This is a genomic window from Clostridium formicaceticum, from assembly GCF_001854185.1.
In the GTDB taxonomy this organism is placed as follows: Bacteria; Bacillota; Clostridia; order Peptostreptococcales; family Natronincolaceae; genus Andreesenella; species Andreesenella formicacetica.
On sequence record NZ_CP017603.1, the window covers coordinates 3,776,180 to 3,796,315 of the forward strand.

Consider the following 20,136-nt stretch of genomic DNA (forward strand, 5'->3'; position numbering starts at 1 on the left):
CTTTAACATATGCTTCTTAAAACAGTAAAGCTTTTTGAATTTCAATATATACTGTCTCACCCACATTTATATCGCTATTCCAAGGTGCTATAAATATCATCTTTTGGTTTTTGATTTGTACTTTAATATATAATTCTTTTCCCATTAATTGAATATGTGAAACGCTACAGGGAATACTGTTTTCTTTTTTTTCTTTTCTAACGATTACATTTTCTGGGCGAATACCCACCTCAGTTTGCGTAGTGATTTTATCACTACAAGCTTTCACCTGATTTTCCTGTAGGCTGATCTTAATACTGTCGTAGCCCTCCTGTTGAACTTCAATAACAAAGTGATCCTCCTCTTTTTTCCAAAGAGCTTTAAGTATATTTAGAGGAGGATTCCCTAAAAAATTTGCCACAAATCGATTTCGAGGCTCGTCATACATTTCTTTTGGATTTGTGTATTGTTGAAGCTCACCTTCGTTTAAAAGCAAAATTTGATCAGAAATACTCATGGCTTCTTCTTGATCATGGGTCACAAATAAAGTAGTAATTTGAGTTTTCTTTTGAATATTTTTAATTTCTTCACGCATTTCGATTCGCAATCTTGCATCTAAATTTGAAAAGGGCTCATCCAGTAATAGCACTTGAGGGTTCTTTATCAAAGCCCTTGCAATCGCCACCCTTTGCTGCTGTCCCCCTGATAATGCCTTGGGCTTTCGATTTAGTAGCTCTTCAATTTTTACTAATTTAGCAATTTCCTTTGCCCTCTCCTCTGCTTCCTTTTTAGGTACTTTTTTCATTTTTAAGGGAAATACAATATTTTTTAATGCTGACATATGAGGATATAATGCATAGCTTTGAAATACCATCCCAATATTCCGGTGCTCCGGTTCAACATTATTCATGTTTTTATCCCCAAAGAACACTTCTCCTTCATTAGGTTCTATCAAGCCTGCGATTAGATTTAATATAGTGCTTTTACCACAGCCACTTGGCCCAAGCAAGCTAACAAGGCTTCCACTCTTAATTTCAGCATTTAGCCCTCTTAATGCCTCAACACCCTCATAATGTTTTGTTAGATTCGTCAAACGAATATCCAAGCATATCCCTCCCTAAATCTTTACCAAAGCTCATTATAGCATGCAAAAAAATAAAATTACCAATTGAAAATTCCAATGAAATATTGTTAATAAATTAATTTATTTTATAGAAATAATTTCCATGTTTTATAGGGCTTCAATTATTGCTATAAATATCCCCTAATAAAGTCTTTTTTTATGAATAAAAAAAAGCCCTACTAGGCTCAAATTCACAGTAATTCTCTTTTTATTTTATTATTGTTTTCATTATAGCTTCCCTAATTATGATATTACTAGTTCTTCTATTACATCCCCTTTGAAATTCAGAAAAAAAGTCACCGCCATCGGCTAAATAATCACTGGTAGCTACTTTATATTTTTTTTCTAGATCTAAAGCATCTCCGTTCTTCAGCTTTATATTTTGAATTTTTTTCTCTCCATCTACAATGTCATATATAATACCATCCGTCTGCAGTCTTCCCCACAACGCATCAATAGACCTCTCTATAAGTTTTTTTATGTCTCTACCCTTCAGTTCCATAGTACAAATAGTATTATTAAAGGGAAGATTTTCTTTTATATCTATATCATAAATTACTCCTCCCTAATGACACTCCTAAATACCTCCGTATTAATAAAAAAACCTCAGCTTCTACCTCTAGATTAATAGTTGTATAACCTATTTTTTCTACCCTATTACAGCCTGTGCCTCTATATTAATCTATAGTTTACTTTATCTTAGGGTGAAGAAAATAATTGTGGAATTCAGTCCACCTAATACTTTCTATGATCCCATGAAAGTCATGAATACTAAATAAATGAATAGTAGTTTCTGTTATATTCTCCATAGTTTCACCACCTGCTTACTTATTATTGCTTAAGCTACTTTCTTCCATTTCAATAAATAGTCTCAAACCTTTAATAGATTCCTCTAGGCAAGATTCGTCTAAGCCATAAAGAGGCAGTTCTATATTATTTAACTTAAGAAGCTCCTGTATTTCTTCTATAAATACGCCTTTTTCATATTTAACTTCAATCGTATCTATTTTTTCCTTCCACACATCACTAGTTTTCCACTCACCTCCCCAGACTCCATCACAGGTTCGATTGATTCCACAGGTAGGACTACCATTGATTCCCACTAAACCTACTATCTCATATCCATTTTTCATATAATCCTTAAGTTGATGTAGATAAGGCTTGAACAACTGCTGACAGCTCTCTCTATAATATGGAGTATCAAACTGAGATTTTACCTGCCCCCAGCGTTTAATGCCATGATTTAATAATTCGGGGCAGGGCAGCTGTATCATTCCAATCCCCTTTTCAATCAATAAAGTAACTACCTCTCCTATTGCCCCCTGAAACCTAGACAGGCCCTCCACCTTTGAGTTGGCATTCAAAATACAATGACATAGCAACACCATTTTTTTACTTCTTTCCATATGTATCTCCTCCCTATGTGTATCATCATTTTTAGACCTTTTAAAAGGACCGCTGCTATTTTTAAGTTTATGACCACTATTCTAATAGCTTATAAATTTCAATGCTATCAAAATATCTACTTAACAGCAGTTATTAAATAGAATTTGTAAATTACTACTATATAGTAAAATGGCATAATATTACAACATGTTTATTTATATAAGGAAATAAAAAAATCAACACAAAGTGTTGAAATTTTGAAAAGCGAGCAAATCTATAAGCCGAGTTCTGTATTCGATAATCATCTATCTAGGTCAATTGTTGCCAATTGACTCAAGCGACCTACCACGGGACACGACGGGCCGCCGTTTTTCTGTCCCTACTTGGTCTTGCTCCAGATGGGGTTTACATAGCCAACTAGTCGCCTAGCTGCTGGTGAGCTCTTACCTCACCTTTCCACCCTTACCTTTTACAGATGTAAAAGGCGGTATCTCTCTGTTGCACTTTCCTTGGAGTCACCTCCACTGGGTATTACCCAGCACCCTGCCCTATGGAGCTCGGACTTTCCTCGTCCACAGTTACCTGTGGCCGCGATTATCTGATTTACTCGCTATATTTATTTTTCTCTTTCAAGAATATTATCATACCATGAATTCTTTTATATGTCAAAAGTAAATTTTTGGAATTTATTTTTCGTCCATTGCTTTATTTGCCAATGCGTCCGCTTTTTTATTATGTTCTCTTCTGACATGCTCTATATGAAACTTACTAAATTTTTTTACTAAGGGCATTACCATATTATACATGGTGATCATCCCTTCATTTTTTACCTTGTACTCACCTTTGATCTGCTTTGTTACCAGCTCACTGTCCAGATAACATTTCACACCAGTTGCACCCATATCTAAGGCCGCCTCCAAACCACGGCTTAAAGCTTTGTACTCCGCAACGTTATTCGTTTGATTTCCGATATACTGACTAATTTCCTTTAAAGTGTTTCCTTCTACATCTTGAATGACAATCCCTATTCCTGCTTCTCCTGGATTACCCCTTGAACCGCCATCTGTATAAATTACAACCTCCATTGCATCTTCACTACCTCTCTATAGTATATTAAAAGGATTAATTTCCGTGCTAGGAGCAACAATTTCTACCTCCATATTCTCCATAGAAAACTGTTCCCTTAAATAGGCCACGACTAAATCCACAAAAAATATTTCTGTTTCAAAATGCCCAGCATCAATCACTGTTATGCCAAATTCTAAAGCTGTTTGAGCTTGATGGTATTTAACATCTCCTGTAATCAGGCAATCACAGCCCCTTTCAGCTGCTAATTCTATGTAATCCGCCCCACTTCCGCAGACAATACCTATGGTTTCAAGCGTCTTATGAGGATTGCCGGCATATTTTACTTGTTTTAGCTGAAGCAGTTGCTTTAATTCTTCTGCAAAGGATGATAAAGACTTGGCTGTCTGCAGCTTCCCTATTCTTCCAAGGCCTTTTTTGCTGCCCAAATTATTTAGAGGGTAAACATCATAGGCTACTTCTTCATAGGGATGTGCCTGGATGATATTATTGATAGCTTCAGCTAAATGACTTTGAGGAACGATGGTTTCAATCTTTATTTCTGATACTTTTTCCAGCTCTCCTTGTTTTCCTATAAAAGGATTAGTTCCTGCCAGCGGCTTAAAAGTTCCCGTACCTTCACTTCTAAAACTACAGTGACTATAATTGCCTATATGCCCAGCTCCAGCTGTTGCTAAACCTTGTGCTACCTTTTCCTCATACCCTTCTGGTACAAATACAGCAATTTTATATAGTTTTTCTCTTTGAGTAATATCTAAAATATCTGTATCTTCTATGCCAATCTTCTTAGCTACAAAGGCATTTAATCCCTCTGTAGCAATGTCCATGTTGGTATGAGCAGCATAGATATTGATATCCTTTTTTATAGCTTCATGAATTAAAGATCCTTTATAATCTTCCTTAGTAATAGATTTTAAAGGAGAAAAAATCATAGGATGATGGGCAATGATTAAATCAACTTTTTTTTCTACGGCTTCCTGCAACACCTCTTTTGTTACATCCAAACATACCATGACCCTATTTACTTGGCTATGATTGCTACCTACCTGCAACCCTACATTATCCCATTTCATTGCATCTTGTTTTGGAGCTAATTTTTCCATGATGTCTATAATACTTTTTACTGTTTCAGCCATGCTAACACCTCCTCTAATTTTATCAACTTTTCCTTACACGCTTTATATTTTTTCATGGCAGCAGAAGAATCTTGATTTTGCACCTGAAGTATAATTTCTTTTTGCGTCTTTATTTTTCCTTCTATAAATTCTTCTGCTAAATCTCTAGGATTTGATTTAAGTAAGAATCCCGTTTCATAGTAGATATCCTCTTCTACTATTTGTGTTCCTTGTTGAACTACAATAATTTCATAAATTTTGTGGTCTTCCTTTACTAACAGATCTTTACTGATTCTAAAATTGTTAGCAACTAAATACCTTCTTAAATCCGCCTGTGCCTGCATAGGCTGTAGAATAAAGGTATGAACACTCTGGATAATAGTTGGAACCTTGTCTAACAGCTCTGATATCAATATGCCGCCCATTCCTGCTATAATCACTGTCTCCACCTCACCTGCTTTTAAAACCTCCAAACCACTACCTAACCGCATTTGAATTTTATCAACATAATCATGCGCTTGGATATTTTTTTCAGCAGTTTCTAATGGTCCTCTATTGACGTCACTGGCAATTACATGAGAAGTAATACCATTTTGTAAAAGGTAGATGGGTAAATACCCATGATCTGTACCAATATCTGCTACACTGCTGTTCATTGGCACTAAATCCGCTATTTTTTTTAATCTTGGTGTTAATTTCACTTGCATTTTCTTAGTACTCCTTTATTTAACAATATTTTTCTCGTAAATTACATTATATTTTTAGAGACTTCTTCCTACACTAATAAAAAGGAGGTATCTTTATGCCACATAGAGACAAAAAGAAAAAAATCATTACGCCTCCCCGTGACATGGTTCATTTCAGTTGGGGAGGTCGAACTCAAGAATGGGAAGAAGAGGCTGACCAGATTATGCACATTTTGCAAGATCAAATAGATAATCAAGAAACACAGGAAGAAATAAAGAAAAAAATAGAGTATGGAAAACAAAAACAATATTGGTAGCTCTCATCACCATAATACAATAGATTCGCAATCTGCGAATCTATTGTATTTGATCTATTTATTCTAGATAGTCTTTTAATTTTTTGCTACGGCTAGGATGTCTTAATTTTCTTAAAGCCTTTGCTTCAATCTGGCGGATACGCTCTCTTGTTACCTCAAACTTTTTACCTACTTCCTCTAAAGTTCTAGCTCTACCGTCATCTAACCCAAATCTAAGTCTCAAAACTTTTTGTTCTCTAGGAGTCAGAGTATCTAGTACCTCAATTAGTTGTTCCTTCAATAGAGAAAAAGCTGCAGCTTCAGCTGGTGCTGGTGCATCATCGTCTGGAATAAAATCTCCTAAGTGACTATCTTCTTCTTCTCCTATCGGTGTTTCTAAGGACACTGGTTCTTGAGCAATTTTTAATATTTCTCGCACTTTATCTTCTGATAAATCCATTTCTTCTGCAATTTCTTCAGGCTTTGGCTCTCTTCCTAATTCCTGTAATAACTGCCTTGAAACTCTGATCAACTTATTAATGGTTTCTACCATATGTACAGGAATTCTTATGGTACGGGCTTGGTCCGCAATCGCTCTTGTAATCGCTTGGCGAATCCACCAGGTTGCATAGGTACTAAATTTATATCCTTTTGTATAATCAAATTTTTCTACTGCTTTGATTAAGCCAAGGTTACCTTCTTGTATTAAGTCTAAGAACAACATTCCACGACCTACATAACGTTTTGCAATACTTACAACTAATCTTAAGTTGGCTTCCACTAAACGTTTTTTTGCTTCCTCGTCCCCATCTTCCATTCTTTGTGCCAATGCTATTTCTTCGTCGGCGGATAATAAAGGAACTTTTCCGATTTCCTTCAGATACATCCTAACAGGGTCATCTATATTAATACCTTTGAGTAAGGCGGAATCATCTTCAATATTTTCTTCTATTACAATGTCATTCTCTAAGTCAATGTCATCTACCTCTAGATCATCTAAGTCATCCTCCTTATCTCCTACTATGTCAATCCCCATTGTAGCTAAATGCTCATAAACTTCATCTATTTGATCTTTGTCTATATCAATATCCTCAAGGGCGTCCATGATTTCTGTATAAGTAATCATTCCCCTTTTCTTACCTTTTTCTACTAATTTTTTCACAGACTCTTTTTTATCTTTTATCTCTTTGGGATTGTTCAATGCTGTTCCCTCCTTTCCTCCGACTGCAGTTTCTGTAATTCTATATTAATTTTCATCATTTCTACACCTAGCTTTAACAATTGTTTTTCAACCTCTTCCTTATTTGGATTTTCCTCTGACATGATAATATTTTGCTGTTCCTTTAGCTTATTGCGTTGATACAATAGCTTAGAACGTTTTATTTTGGTTTTGTATTTTTCTATGGACTTATTCATATCCATTTGCTGAATATCTATGTCAAGAATGCTTTTCACTTCTTTTTGCAGGTTAGGAAGTTTTTCTTTTATGTTATCTAAGTTTTCTTTATTATGAAAGTTATTTATAATATATTGAAATATGTCACGATGACTTTCTAATATAAAATCATCTAAATCAATTTTTTGTAGTATACTAGAAATTAATTCAGGATTTGTAAGCATAAATTTTAATAATTGCTTCTCAGCGATAATATACCCTTTCTGTTCAACCAATGGTAATGATTCTATATACTTATTATTTCTTTTGTGGTTGGAACTATACTTAGTATTATTAGTTATATTCACTGAAGTCTTTCTACCGTACATTTCTGCTATAATAGCATCTTTGGATATACCAAACTTCTCTTCAACATTTTTAATATAGGTTTCTTGCTCTATTGGACTTTTGATTTGTTTTAAAATATTTGCTACTGCTTTTCCTAACTTAATTTGATCTTCTAAACTTTTTGAAGCATATTCTTGTTGCGCTATATAAATTTTATAATCAATAAAATTCAAAGCACCCTTTAATTTTTTTTCAAAAGCGTCTTTTCCTTTCTTTTTGATAAAATCATCGGGATCCACATTATCAGGTAAAGTTAGTACTTTAATATCTATATGGACATTTTGTAGTATTTCTATACTTCTTAAGGTAGCTTTTATGCCAGCAGTGTCTCCGTCAAAGCATATAATAATTTCATTAAAGTATTTTTTTAGCATTAAAGCATGCCCCTGTGTTAAGGAGGTGCCTAATGTTGCTATGGCGTTTTTAAATCCCTGCTGGTGTAGTGCAATCACATCCATATATCCTTCTACTAAAATTCCCTGTCCATTCATAGCATTTTTTCTAGCTATATGAAGACCATACAACACTTCACTTTTATTAAAGTGTTTGGTTTCCGGCGAGTTCAGATATTTAGGCAATGCATCGTCCAACACTCTCCCCCCAAAAGCAATGACATTACCTCGAACATCAAAAATAGGAAACATGATGCGTTTTCTAAATCGGTCATAGTAACCATCTTTTTGTTTGTTTTTAACAATTAAGCCACTTTTTTCTATGTCCTCTTTGCTATAACCCTTCTTTACTAAATGATTTAACAAATAATCCCAACCATCTAAAGCATAACCTAGCCCAAAGGACCTGATAGCTTTAATGGTTAGACCTCTTTTTATTAAATAGTCTTGAGCCAAATTCCTCCTTTGTACTAAGTTATCATAGAAATATCTCCCTGCTTGTCTATTAATGTCGTAATAAATTCTGTCATTTTTTTGTCTTTCTTTGATTTCATTAGGATGGGCTAATTCATCTATATAAATATTGGCTCGTTGTGCCAATATCTTTACAGCTTCAACAAAATCTAAGTTTTCAATTTTCATTACAAAACCAATAACATCTCCACCTTCTCCACATCCAAAGCACTTAAACCATTGCTTTTCTGTATTCACATGAAAGGAAGGTGTTTTTTCATTATGGAAAGGACATAACGCTTTATAGGAACTTCCAGTGGATCTCAGTTGTATATATTGAGAAATCACTTCTACAATATCATTTTTTTCTTTTATTTCAATAATCAATTCTTCTGGAAAATAGTTTTCCATGTATACCACCTAGCAATTTTATGACTTTTATATATAATTCTTTCTTTATTATTGATTTCCTTCTCTTTAAAATATTCCTTACAAAAAATTAATACCTTTATCTTATAAAGGTTGTCGAGGAAAGTTCGACATTTATCTTCATAATTCCTTCTAATAAATTAAAGAAAATAAATTCTGAATATTTTGTAATGTATTGCTTTCAAAAATACTTTGGAGAAGGGATTACCATTGTTTGAAATAATTTAATGGCATCATGATCCGTACAATTGGCTATATAATCCACGATACTTCGCTGCAAACCTTCTTTGCATATTGTTCTACCATGAATAGCATGTATTTTCTCTGGATTTTCCATAAAGTAATGAAATAAGAATTCTACAATATAAGTAGCTTTTTCTTTTTCCCTAAGACACAAATCTCCGTTATATACAGTTTCGAACATAAAGAAACGCAGTTGCATCATGGTTTCCTCAAGAGTCGCTGTTTGGTAAATATTCGGTGGATTGCCTGATAATATTTGCTTTGAAGTTTCCTCAATGATATCTTTAACAAAAACATTCACACGACCGCTATGTGCATGCCCCAATACCTCAATAATATCCTTAGGAATATCTTCTTGTTTTAATATCCCTGCCTGAATACTATCTTGAATATCATGACATAAGTAGGTAATACGATCCACTAACTTTACCAGTTTCCCCTCCATGGTGACTGGAATACCTTCACCAGTATGATTTAATATGCCATCCCTTACTTCAAAGGTGAGGTTCAAACCTTTGCCATCTCTTTCTAGCTTTTCTACAATTCTCAAGCTCTGCTCATTATGTTTAAAGCATCCAGTAATCTTATCTAATACCTCTTCCCCACTATGTCCAAAACAAGTATGTCCTAAATCATGGCCTAGAGCTATAGCCTCTACTAAATCTTCGTTTAATCTTAGAGCTCTTGCGATCGTTCTTGCTATTTGGCTGACTTCTAAGGTATGGGTTAATCTTGTCCTAAAGTTATCGTTTTGCACAATAAAAACCTGTGTTTTTCCCTTCAGTTTTCTAAAGGACTCACAATGAATAATACGATCCCTATCCCTCTGATAAGGAGAACGAACATCGCATTCTTCTTCTTCAAAGCATCTACCCTTTGTGTTTTTACTTAACTGTGCAAAGGATGATAAATAGGTTTCTTCAAAAATTTCTATATCTTCCCTTAATTTTTTCCCCATAGCTTTCTACCTTTCTTTCACTAATACTGTATATATACTACATTTATTCTTCAAATCCTCTTTAAATCTTTAAAATTCTCTACTTTTCTAAGTTTTTTCCGCTACTAGATAATTTTGACATTTGTTTATTTTTTATACATTACATTATATTATTCATTTATATAGCTTTATACCCAAAGATGTATAAATTGAAAGAAATAAAATGAAACTTAATTCAGGGGAAGTTTTTTACTCTCCCTGAACTGTAGCCGAATTTACTTTGAAGATGTACGCATCCCTTGGAGTATTACACTTCATGGGAATCTATCCATAAAAGTCAATCTCAGTTTATAAGAAAAAGACGAAGGTTTAACCTTCATCTTTTTCTTATAAACTGCTTATTTTTGATATATGATATCATTCAACGTAATAAAATTGTTCAACATATTGGCTTGGAAAAAAACACCGTTACTTGTTCTCCTGTCCCCTCTATACTTAATTTAACTCAATAATGATATCGTCTAAGAGAAATTCTCTATCTTCATTTATTTGCATTGGTTCTAATTTCGTCTCATTCCCATTTTCATCAATGGAAACTCCTATTATATTGGTAGAATAGTATACTCTCGGTGTAACAATTAATTTCGTCGCTTTTTCATCTAGCTTCCCAAAGGTCATACTCCAATTCATAATCCCTGTCGGGATATATCCATGCCCTCCATTGTCTTGCCCTTTGTAAACATTACCTAAATCATCCTTCACTACTAGTTCAGTGATCACATAGTGCCAATTAGCTCGGTATACTTCAGGTACTTGTTGTGTATAGTCCATAATAAATGACATTGGTGTTTTATTTATCTTATTAATAGTTACGCTGAAACCCTCTTTCTCTGTACCCTGATTGATTATTTTACTACTACGCTTCACGGCATCTAGTTGGAATGTAAAAATCCATTTTCCTCTAATCTTTTCTTCTCTATTCGTCTCATTTACTAGAATATCTTCAATCTTTAACTTGCATTTTACTTGATCTAATTCTCCTGAAATGCTATAGTTTGCCTGTCCGATATAGATTCCTTCTGCTACTTTTTCTACCTGTTCGCTGCCTCCAAGTCCGCCTATATAATTTACTATACTAAAAGAAGATCCTAAACCAATTATTGGATGCTCTCCTAAATCTTTATCGGTATTAATTTCATAAGTATAGGTAATAGTTTTACCATCAAAAATTGCATCCTTAACCGTTATCTGAATACCGTTACTCTCTTTGCTGATATTAATCCCGTTAGCATTTTCTTTATATAAATCATACACACCAGTACGACCATTGTCCAAAAACCGGAATATATCTCCTATAATCGGAATTCCTGCAGCATACGCTGGGTCGGTAATCCCTATGTAAGCAGTGCCCCCTATTACTAAACTAACTAGAACTGCTGCAATTATTCGCTTACTATTCCAGCCTTTATTCTTTCTTATTGATTGTTTCAATCTGTTTTTTGTCCTTGCTCTTTCTAACTCTGTTACTTCTACCTCTTTTTCTACTTCTCTCATTTCCAACTGATCCACCTCAATCTCTTGCAATAATTGATAAATATTCTTCATCTATATCTCCCCCCATCTATTCGCTATTGCCTGTTGATTCAATTTTTTCTTTCCTCGAAAAACTCTGTTATCTACCGCAGTTCTAGTTAGACCTAGTTGGTTGGCGATTTCTTCTGATTTAATTCCTAAAAAATATTTCATAGTAAATATTTTTCGATCAATTGGTTGTAATGTATTGATGAGAGCCACTAATTCCTTCTTATCCTCATTCAACATGACTTGATCTTCTGTGGATTCAACCTGTATTAGAGAATCAATCTCCAAGGAAACTTCTTCTCGCTTGACTACCTTTCTATAGTAATCAATAGCTTGATACTTAGCTATTTTGTAGACCCACTTTTTAAACTCTTCTTCATTTCCCTCAAATTGATTTCCATGGTTCCATATGGCAAGGAATACATCATTGATGCATTCTTCTATAGGTCCTCCTCTCTCTATTGAACCTAAAACTTTATACACCGTTCCTTTTACCAACCCTAAATATTTATCTACTATAAATTCTAGGCCATCTTCTTTTTTCTTTTTTAACCTCTTAATGTAATTTTCTTCATCACACCTCATTTATTCTATTCCTCCTAGATATTCAATAAAGGCCCTTATACTATATACAACGAAAGAAAGTCAATTTTCTCTCATTATTTAAATAAATTTTTTATCTCTATATTTACTCCAAAACAAAAGTATGTAAAACTGGAAAAAGTCACCTGCTTAATCACAGGCGACTTTTCATCATTACAATGTTAGTATGGTTTTAGTAAAATGGTCTGCCAAAAAATCCCCCGCCAAATCCTGAGAATCTTCCAAAACCACCAAATGGTCTACGCCATATAGCCGCTAAGATGAGAAACCATAGTAATAAACTGGTACCCCCAAAGAAAAACCGGCTATCCACACTAGAACCACTGTTCGATGAATCTGTACCTTCAGTTAATATTTCTTTAACTGCTGCGATTCTTTGTTCGGTTACATCGGTAACAAAACCATTCATTTGGGACAATGAATCAAGATTTTTGATATGCAGGCTCAATAAATCTTGTGAAAGCTGACTTTTCGTTTCTGCTATTTCTTGAAAAATTTCGTAGTCTGATTTATCGCCATATTCTGCCATAAAGTCATTGAACTGTCCTATATGCTGGCTTGGTACCATAATGAAATCTAAGGTATATCCTCCTTTAGCATTTACAATTTCAGCCATTAATCTTCACCTCCCCCCCTTTTCGATAATATATTATGTCCATTAAAGGAAAAGGTGATCGTTATATATAATGTAAAAAAACAAGAAATATCTCAATAACTTTTTCTTGTTAGACCGTGTTGCTATCTCATAGGTGTCATACAGGACGTCGACTTATTTCTAGCTGTGCAAGAAGATTATATTACTGCAAAGGGAGATGGGTTAAGTAATCAAGAGATAATAAATAATTACATGTTTTTTATCCTCTCACTATTTTTTACTATTATGGGACACATCTATACAATAACATCTTATCCGTGCAAACTACTTACATAATATGCAAATGATATATGCAAATGATGTGCCATATGAACCGCCTAAGATAATACTTATTTAACAATACTATCTCCAGGTCCATGACACTTCCATATATTTCTGATACATCTCGTCAGATGCAGCAATTATTCTGCCATCTGCAAATTCCACAGCAAATTGATTCATTTCTTCATTGATAAGCATAAATGGTGCTATTTCATTTGTGAGAGGAAAAGAAGCATTTTGAGAGTAAGTAATTCTTTGAGTTGTATCAGGTCTGCCTCCAAAATTCCACCAAATACTAGCATTCATGCCATCACGGCCTGTTCTTTCAAAACAATCAATATAAAATCTGCCCCAATAATTTTGTTCTTTTGAAAAAAGATAATTACTTCTTTCACCCTCCATAAAAACTGTTGTTTCTCCGGTTACAACTCCATTTTCATATATATTAGCAGTGATTTCTTGATTGATATTTGAGTAAAATGGAATCTTAGAAAGAATCCAAAAGCCAATTGCTAAAATTACAATAACTTTTAGGATGGATTTATATCTGTTTTTCATTCATTCATCTCCTATCAAAATATAAAGAATCTTTGTTTCACATTTTTCTACTTATGCTCATTATAAGATATTTTTCATTCTACCCTTGTTCAGTATAATTCGTACAAAACCTACTTGTTAATTTCATAGAGTAATTCATACATTATTCAGAGCTCATTCCTATTTGCATGCCTATCAATAATTGGAAAGTAATAATATTATTAATATCAGTATCTTATATTTAATTTTGCGTGCTCCCACCTTCTTCCCTAATAATGAATACAGCAAATATAACAAGTGAAATGCCTAGCATTTTAAACAATGTGAGTGGCTCACTGTATAAAATAACACCTATAACTGTTGCAACTATCGGTTCTAATGTCGCAATTATAGAAGCCTTGCTTGTTTCAAGATATGATAAACCCTTAGTGTACAATAAGAAAGGCAGTACAGTAGCAATTAAACCTAATGCAACTGCATAGTATAAAGCATTTACATTTGAAAATAGGCTTATCATTTCCTTAATATCAGTAAGTGGAATTAAACCAATACTTGCAAATATAAAAGTATATAGGGTAACAGTTATAGAATCATATTTTTTTAGTGCATATCTTCCAAATATACTATAGAGTGCGTACCCCAGTCCTGAACCTAACCCTGCCAGTATACCAGTAACCGTAATCTTATTCCCTGCCCCCTGCACAAAGGCTGCAACAAAAATACATCCAACAAAAGTTAACATCAGCGATATAATCTTATTTTTTGTCATCTTTTCTTTAAACAGGATTGCAGAGAATACCATTACTATAGCTGGTGCAGTATACAAAAGTATTGCTGCAACAGATAATGAGGTTATATTTATAGCTACAAAATAGCACCAATTGAAAAAAACAAAACTGAATATTCCTGTTCCAACAAAGTATACAGAATCAAGAGGCTTAATTTTTAGAAGGTTTGTATTTTTGACTAATGTAAACAAAACAAGAGTTACAGATGCTCCAATAGCTCTTATAAATACTACTTGTGCAGGATTAAAGTCAAACTCGTTTAGCTTTTTAACAAATATCCCAATAGTACCCCATAGCATTGCTGCTACAATGACAAAGATATATGCCTTTCTTTTTAGCTTTTGATTACTTTTTTCATAAACGGCTTTACTGCTATCAAAACTTGCATCATCCATTCCTATTCCCCCTCCAATCAAATACCAAAATGAGGAGCTATTCAATTTAAGTAGTTCCTCATTTCACACTCACTATATTTACATTGCTCCCAACACTCCATATGTGCTTTATGGAAAGATAATGTGATTTTGTAGAATAGGAATACCATATTCCTTAGAGATAGAGGGGCATATCCATTTGCATGTTGAATTGCATGTCCTACCTCCTCCAATTTCAATAAGTTTAGGATTAGACTTGGAATTTCCGCATTCTAAGCCTAATCCTTCTTTTCCTATTAACTTGATAAAATCCTCATAAATTCTTCTCCTGTTATAGTTTCCCTTTCTATAAGATATCGGGATAACTCATGGAGTTTATCTATATTCTCCTTTAATATATTAATGGCCTTTTCATGAGCTTTCTTAATGATGTCTAGTACTTCTTCGTCAACCTTAGCTGCAGTTTCTGGTGAACAGGTTAAAGATGCATCTCCTCCAAGGTACTGATTAGAAACTGTTTCTAATCCCATCATGTCAAAGTTTTTGCTCATCCCTAATCGTGTTACCATCATTCTTGCTATTTTCGTTGCCTGTTCAATATCATTTGAAGCACCTGAAGTATAAGTTCCAAAGACTAACTCCTCTGCAGCACGTCCTCCGGTATAAGTTGCAATTTTATTCAGGGCTTCTTCCTTCGTCATCAGTACATTTTCCTCTTGGGCTATCTGCATGGTATAGCCAAGAGCTCCGGAAGTACGAGGAACAATTGTTATCTTATGGACAGGTGCGGATTCCATCTGCTTTGCTGCAACAATGGCATGACCGATTTCATGATATGCAATAACCTGCTTTTCCTTTGGTGAAATAACAGCTCCTTTTCGCTGATAACCAGCAATAACAACTTCTACCGCTTCTTCTAAATCGCTTTGTACTACATAGTTGCGACCACATTTTACTGCCCTTAGGGCACCTTCATTAATAATATTGGCAAGCTCCGCTCCTGAGGCCCCTGAGGTTGCCCTAGCGATTGCATTAAAATCAATCTGACTATCTACCTTTATTTTCTTAGCATGAACCTTCAGTATAGCCTCCCTGCCAGAAAGATCTGACAGTTCCACTGGCACACGACGGTCGAATCTTCCTGGGCGAAGCAATGCCTTATCAAGGGATTCAGGTCTATTGGTTGCCGCAAGAATAACCACCCCTTGTTCTCCACTGAAACCATCCATCTCCGTCAATAGCTGATTTAATGTTTGCTCTCGCTCATCATTGCCTCCTAAACCTCCGTTATCACGTTTCTTACCGATAGTATCAATCTCATCAATAAATATAATACATGGAGCCTTGGATTGAGCCTGTTTAAACAGATCCCTTACTCTTGCTGCTCCCATACCTACAAACATCTCAACAAACTCTGAGCCTGAAATTGAAAAGAAGGGTACCTTTGCTTCTCCTGCTACAGCCTTTGCAAGAAGGGTTTTCCCTGTACCTGGGGGCCCCACCAGTAAAGCTCCTTTAGGCATAATAGCCCCTATTTCCTTATACTTCATTGGGTTATTAAGAAAATCTACAATTTCAGTTAGTGCCTCCTTCGCCTCATTTTGTCCTGCAACATCAGCAAAGGTTTTTCCTGTCTGAGTCTCAACATAGATTTTGGCATTACTCTTACCAAGCCCCATCATTCCTCCACCCATATTTTTACTCATGGATTTTGTTAATACTTGGCCAAGAGCGATAAAAATCATGATAGGAAAAATCCAGCTTAACATAAAGTTTACTATAGGTGAGCTTTCTCTTGGAATTATTCTAGAAAACTTAACTTCAGCATCATAGAGACGATTTACTAATTCTGGATCATCCATACGACCTGTTACAAATACCTTCTCCTCACCTTCGTAATCGAATGATATAAAGGCAATTTGGTTTTCCTGGATTTCTACGGTTTTTATGCTACCATCTTCAATTTTTCCTAAAAATGTACCGTAATCTATTTGTGTAATATTTCTTTGTACTATTAAAGGAAAAACAAAGGCGTTTAGAAGCATGACAATCATCATTATTGCTATATAATAATAAATCATCGGTTTTTTTGGATACTTTTCTTTTTTCATGTCACAACCTCCTCTGTGATCATTGTTCTTATATTTTCATTACACTAAATCATTTTCTCGATTATGAAACTATTATATAACTTTAATATGAACTAAGTATGAACTATCAATAAAAATTAGTCCTAGACATAAAAAACATGCTGCATTTGATGATTGATCAGTACAGCATGTTTAAATTTCTTAGATTTTTTCAGTAATTCTCTATGATCTATATGGCTTTAAATCCTCTCTTTGTCTTACATATGGTTTATTTATCATTAGTTGCTGACCCATTTGGAATAGATTGCTTATTCCCCAATACAAGGTCAATCCAGCTGGAAAGCTTCTTCCCCACCAAAAAATCATAACAGGCATAAAATATTTCATCATAGATTGCGTTGCATCTTGTTTAGTATCCGGAGTAGACATAGTGACACTGGATAAATAGGTGGTTAAGCCTGCAAATAGTGGTAGTATCCATGGATCTGCTTCAGATAGATTAGGTATCCACAAAAACCCTGCCTGTACTACTTCTTGAGAAAATCATTTTTCATTTCCATAACACTACTGCAATTATACATCCAAACACCACATTCAAAGTGTAGGTACAGGCTCCTATAATCCATATTGATTCTACCAACGACGCCATACTCATCATCTGATATATAGGTTTTGGAATGAATGAATCCTGGGGTGTATTTATAGATTTTTACTCCGCTTTCAATGAGAAGCCTAACTAAAATAAAAACAACTATTCTTGTTTCACCCCTATTAAAATTAGTTGCCAGAATCACCTATTATATAGGTTTTATCCTGGCAATATATAATAAATGGAAGGGGGCATATTATTAGAAAAATTATAATGGTAGTTCTACTGCGAAGGTTGAGCCCTTCTTTGGATTACTTTCTACATAGATTTGGGCATCGTATAAATCAAGAATACGCTTCACTAGGGGTAAACCTAGCCCGCTACCCTCATAAGAATGAGCTTTATCTCCTTGGTAGAACTTCTCAAAAATACGTTTCTTAGTTTCTTCAGTCATACCGATGCCATGATCTATAATTTTAACTTCTACAACTTCATCCATTTGTTGTAGTATTATGCTAATTGTACTATTGTTATGAGAAAACTTAATAGCATTGCCTATCAGATTAATCCAAACCTGTTGAAGTAATTCTTCATCTCCTAGATACTGAACTTTATCAAGATGGATATCAAATTCAATATTCTTTTTACTCCATTGATGTTCAAGGATTAAGATACTTTTTCTAATTTGTTCATCTAAAGAAAATACAACTTTTTTCTCTAAAATTTCCTGATTTTCAAGTTTTGAAAGCTTTAGTATATTAGATGAAAGATTAGATAATCTGGTTGTTTCTTCAACAATAATATTTGTATATTCTTCTCTTTCCCTCTGAGATAAATCCCATTTTTGCAATAGCTTAGCAAAACCTTGGATGGATGCAATAGGCGTTTTAAACTCATGAGATACGTTAGTAATAAAGTCCTTACGAAGATACTCAATATTCTTTAGTTCCCTTGTCATTTTATTAAAGTTCTGTGTTAACTGTCCAATCTCATCATAACTTCTGGTTTCAACATGTATATCAAAATTCCCCTTTGCCACTTCCTGAGTTGCTGCAGTTAGTTTCAATATTGGTTTAACCACTCTTTTCGCTAGTACTATAATTAGTAAGGCCCCTATAACGACATATAAAAGTAGCGAGAACCATATCCGGGATGCAACAATCTTTAAAATAGTATTGTGGGGATAAAGACTTATTTTAATATAAGCATCATTTACCATTGTTATTGTTATCGGGTCATGAAATCTACCTTTAGTCAAAAAAACAATTTCATCATTTTCAATATGTTTTAGTTCTTCCTTAGTTATTTCTATCAAACCAATATCCTCAATCCTAGTGATCTCATACATAGAAGTGGGCATTAAATTAACAATTTCCTCTATACTTAAATTTGTCTTCTTTTCTAATTCTAATATAGAAATTGCTATTTCCTTTTGATTTAACTGTATTTCATTTTCAATATCTTTCGTATGGAGGGTTGATCCAACAAAGGATAAGGCAGATGAAACACAAATAAGAAAAATAAAGAACAGAGCTAACTTTAAAGTAATTCTTTTCATACTTTTATCTCCGCTTTATATCCTAGTCCTCTAACTGTAACAATCTCAAACTCACCGCAATCAGAAAACTTTTCCCTTAACCGCTTAATATGAACATCTACTGTACGCTCATCAGTTTCTGCCTCCATGCCCCATATTTCGTCCATTAGTTGTTGTCTTGTGAATATTTGCTTAGGATAGCTAAGAAGCTTAAATAAAAGATGAAATTCTTTTTTAGGTAAAACCATTGTACTTCCTTTTCTATTTACAGTTAAAGTATTATAATCAAGCTCTATTTCACCAACTACTAACCGAGACTCATTAATGATTCGAGAGCGACGTAATAAAGCAGCTACACGTAAAACCATCTCATCCATATCAATAGGTTTTACCATATAATCATCGGTTCCCACCAGGAATCCCTTCTTTTTATCATCAAGGGTTTCTTTGGCTGTTACCATTAAAATTGGGAGGTTATAATTTGATTTCCTTAGGGCCTCCGTCAAAGTATACCCATCCATATTTGGCATCATAATATCACTAATAATTAAATCTATATGGAAGTTATCCAATATATCTAGTGCTTCTAATCCATCTTTAGCGCTTAACACATGATATCCCTGTTGTTTTAAAACAGCTGTCATTAGTTTTTGTAGATTTTTATCATCTTCCACCACTAAAATATTTACCATTTCTCTCACCTCTTTCTTATATTCTTCCTACAAAACGCAATAAAGATATCCTATGACTTTATTTATATATATGTTTAGTTCATAAATAGCTTTTCATTCTACTGGATTCATGATAGTCCTACTATAATAATCTAATATGAACTGAATATGAACTTTACATTCTAAACTATATATTCAATAATAAGGAAGAAAACTAGTACATAGAAATTATATATCTATAAAGGTCAATAAAAAAGTATTGCCTCTTAAAATTACTAAAAGACAATACTCTTACTTTATTAATAATGCTTTTCTAATCTCTGATATATATGAATCAGAAATCTATGTCTAAAGGCTTGCTTCATTATTTATTTTCGAGGATAATTAATTTGTGCCTGGGCTGCTGCAATCAAAATAGACCAATCACTGTTTTTTACTATTATGTAACACTTCATATATTCAGTAATCTTCATTTTCTTCAAAGCTTCTATGAATTTCAAAAAGTATCTGCATAAAATCCTGCCCTTCATCTTCCTAATGCC

Annotated in this window: 21 protein-coding genes and 1 other RNA gene; 1 reads left to right on the top strand and 21 read right to left on the bottom strand. The window is 34.0% G+C overall.

What is annotated here, in order from left to right; translation table 11 throughout:
* Window positions 1-16 precede the first annotated feature (16 nt).
* The 7 genes from BJL90_RS17650 to BJL90_RS17680 all read right to left on the bottom strand — a co-directional run bounded on the left by BJL90_RS17650 (window position 17) and on the right by BJL90_RS17680 (window position 5,396).
* Window positions 17-1,084: an ABC transporter ATP-binding protein gene (locus BJL90_RS17650; RefSeq protein WP_070971126.1), complete on the bottom strand. Its 1,068-nt coding sequence runs from the start codon at window positions 1,082-1,084 to the stop codon at window positions 17-19.
* A gap of 226 nt (window positions 1,085-1,310) precedes the next feature.
* The gene (locus BJL90_RS17655; RefSeq protein ID WP_081562078.1) at window positions 1,311-1,658 is read right to left on the bottom strand and encodes a 5'-nucleotidase C-terminal domain-containing protein; all 348 of its coding nucleotides are present in this window, start codon (window positions 1,656-1,658) and stop codon (window positions 1,311-1,313) included.
* 268 nt (window positions 1,659-1,926) lie between these two features.
* Window positions 1,927-2,508 carry a CD3072 family TudS-related putative desulfidase gene (locus BJL90_RS17660; protein ID WP_070971133.1) on the bottom strand — a complete coding sequence of 194 codons (582 nt, stop codon included), beginning with the start codon at window positions 2,506-2,508 and terminating at the stop codon, window positions 1,927-1,929.
* Between the two features lie 241 nt (window positions 2,509-2,749).
* Window positions 2,750-3,098: RNase P RNA component class A (gene rnpB, locus BJL90_RS17665), an RNA gene on the bottom strand.
* A 76-nt stretch (window positions 3,099-3,174) separates the two neighbouring features.
* Entirely contained in the window at window positions 3,175-3,573 is a 399-nt protein-coding gene (locus tag BJL90_RS17670) for a ribonuclease HI family protein (RefSeq protein WP_070971136.1), read from the bottom strand.
* Between the two features lie 18 nt (window positions 3,574-3,591).
* Window positions 3,592-4,710, bottom strand: a complete 1,119-nt coding sequence (locus BJL90_RS17675) for a Nif3-like dinuclear metal center hexameric protein (RefSeq protein ID WP_070971141.1) — start codon at window positions 4,708-4,710, stop codon at window positions 3,592-3,594.
* The gene (locus BJL90_RS17680; protein ID WP_081562079.1) at window positions 4,695-5,396 is read right to left on the bottom strand and encodes a tRNA (adenine(22)-N(1))-methyltransferase; all 702 of its coding nucleotides are present in this window, start codon (window positions 5,394-5,396) and stop codon (window positions 4,695-4,697) included. Before BJL90_RS17680 ends, BJL90_RS17675 begins: the two co-directional genes overlap by 16 nt.
* A 95-nt stretch (window positions 5,397-5,491) precedes the next feature.
* On the opposite strand from BJL90_RS17680, the gene BJL90_RS17685 reads away from it, so the two are divergent.
* On the top strand, window positions 5,492-5,692 hold the full coding sequence (locus BJL90_RS17685) for a hypothetical protein (RefSeq protein ID WP_070971144.1): 201 nt from the start codon (window positions 5,492-5,494) through the stop codon (window positions 5,690-5,692).
* Between the two features lie 58 nt (window positions 5,693-5,750).
* On the opposite strand, the gene rpoD is transcribed toward BJL90_RS17685, so the two are convergent.
* The 14 genes from rpoD to BJL90_RS22170 all read right to left on the bottom strand — a co-directional run bounded on the left by rpoD (window position 5,751) and on the right by BJL90_RS22170 (window position 20,124).
* Window positions 5,751-6,872 carry an RNA polymerase sigma factor RpoD gene (gene rpoD / locus BJL90_RS17690; RefSeq protein ID WP_070971147.1) on the bottom strand — a complete coding sequence of 374 codons (1,122 nt, stop codon included), beginning with the start codon at window positions 6,870-6,872 and terminating at the stop codon, window positions 5,751-5,753.
* The gene (gene dnaG, locus BJL90_RS17695; protein ID WP_070971150.1) at window positions 6,869-8,710 is read right to left on the bottom strand and encodes a DNA primase; all 1,842 of its coding nucleotides are present in this window, start codon (window positions 8,708-8,710) and stop codon (window positions 6,869-6,871) included. The genes rpoD and dnaG overlap by 4 nt, the downstream gene beginning before the upstream one ends.
* A gap of 199 nt (window positions 8,711-8,909) precedes the next feature.
* Window positions 8,910-9,929, bottom strand: coding sequence for a deoxyguanosinetriphosphate triphosphohydrolase (locus tag BJL90_RS17700; RefSeq protein WP_070971154.1), 1,020 nt, complete (start codon window positions 9,927-9,929; stop codon window positions 8,910-8,912).
* Window positions 9,930-10,403: 474 nt separating this feature from the next.
* Complete coding sequence (locus BJL90_RS17705) at window positions 10,404-11,513, bottom strand: DUF4179 domain-containing protein (RefSeq protein ID WP_070971158.1); 1,110 nt, start codon at window positions 11,511-11,513, stop codon at window positions 10,404-10,406.
* A complete protein-coding gene (locus BJL90_RS17710) occupies window positions 11,514-12,074 on the bottom strand; it encodes a sigma-70 family RNA polymerase sigma factor (protein WP_070971163.1) in 561 nt (186 codons plus the stop codon).
* A 190-nt stretch (window positions 12,075-12,264) separates the two neighbouring features.
* On the bottom strand, window positions 12,265-12,708 hold the full coding sequence (locus BJL90_RS17715; RefSeq protein WP_070971166.1) for a hypothetical protein: 444 nt from the start codon (window positions 12,706-12,708) through the stop codon (window positions 12,265-12,267).
* 381 nt (window positions 12,709-13,089) lie between these two features.
* Entirely contained in the window at window positions 13,090-13,566 is a 477-nt protein-coding gene (locus BJL90_RS17720) for a hypothetical protein (protein ID WP_070971169.1), read from the bottom strand.
* Between the two features lie 220 nt (window positions 13,567-13,786).
* Entirely contained in the window at window positions 13,787-14,728 is a 942-nt protein-coding gene (locus tag BJL90_RS17725) for a DMT family transporter (RefSeq protein ID WP_070971173.1), read from the bottom strand.
* A gap of 275 nt (window positions 14,729-15,003) precedes the next feature.
* Window positions 15,004-16,818 (bottom strand): ATP-dependent zinc metalloprotease FtsH, encoded by a 1,815-nt coding sequence (gene ftsH, locus BJL90_RS17730; RefSeq protein ID WP_070971176.1) that lies wholly within the window; start codon window positions 16,816-16,818, stop codon window positions 15,004-15,006.
* 201 nt (window positions 16,819-17,019) lie between these two features.
* The gene (locus tag BJL90_RS17735) at window positions 17,020-17,310 is read right to left on the bottom strand and encodes a YidC/Oxa1 family membrane protein insertase (RefSeq protein WP_081562081.1); all 291 of its coding nucleotides are present in this window, start codon (window positions 17,308-17,310) and stop codon (window positions 17,020-17,022) included.
* Window positions 17,311-17,324: 14 nt separating this feature from the next.
* Complete coding sequence (locus tag BJL90_RS21600; protein WP_081562082.1) at window positions 17,325-17,591, bottom strand: phospholipase D-like domain-containing protein; 267 nt, start codon at window positions 17,589-17,591, stop codon at window positions 17,325-17,327.
* Window positions 17,592-17,654: 63 nt separating this feature from the next.
* A complete protein-coding gene (locus BJL90_RS17740; protein ID WP_070971179.1) occupies window positions 17,655-18,944 on the bottom strand; it encodes a HAMP domain-containing sensor histidine kinase in 1,290 nt (429 codons plus the stop codon).
* A complete protein-coding gene (locus BJL90_RS17745) occupies window positions 18,941-19,615 on the bottom strand; it encodes a response regulator transcription factor (protein ID WP_070971182.1) in 675 nt (224 codons plus the stop codon). Before BJL90_RS17745 ends, BJL90_RS17740 begins: the two co-directional genes overlap by 4 nt.
* A 347-nt stretch (window positions 19,616-19,962) precedes the next feature.
* Entirely contained in the window at window positions 19,963-20,124 is a 162-nt protein-coding gene (locus BJL90_RS22170; RefSeq protein ID WP_156778843.1) for a hypothetical protein, read from the bottom strand.
* Between the last annotated feature and the right edge of the window lie 12 nt (window positions 20,125-20,136).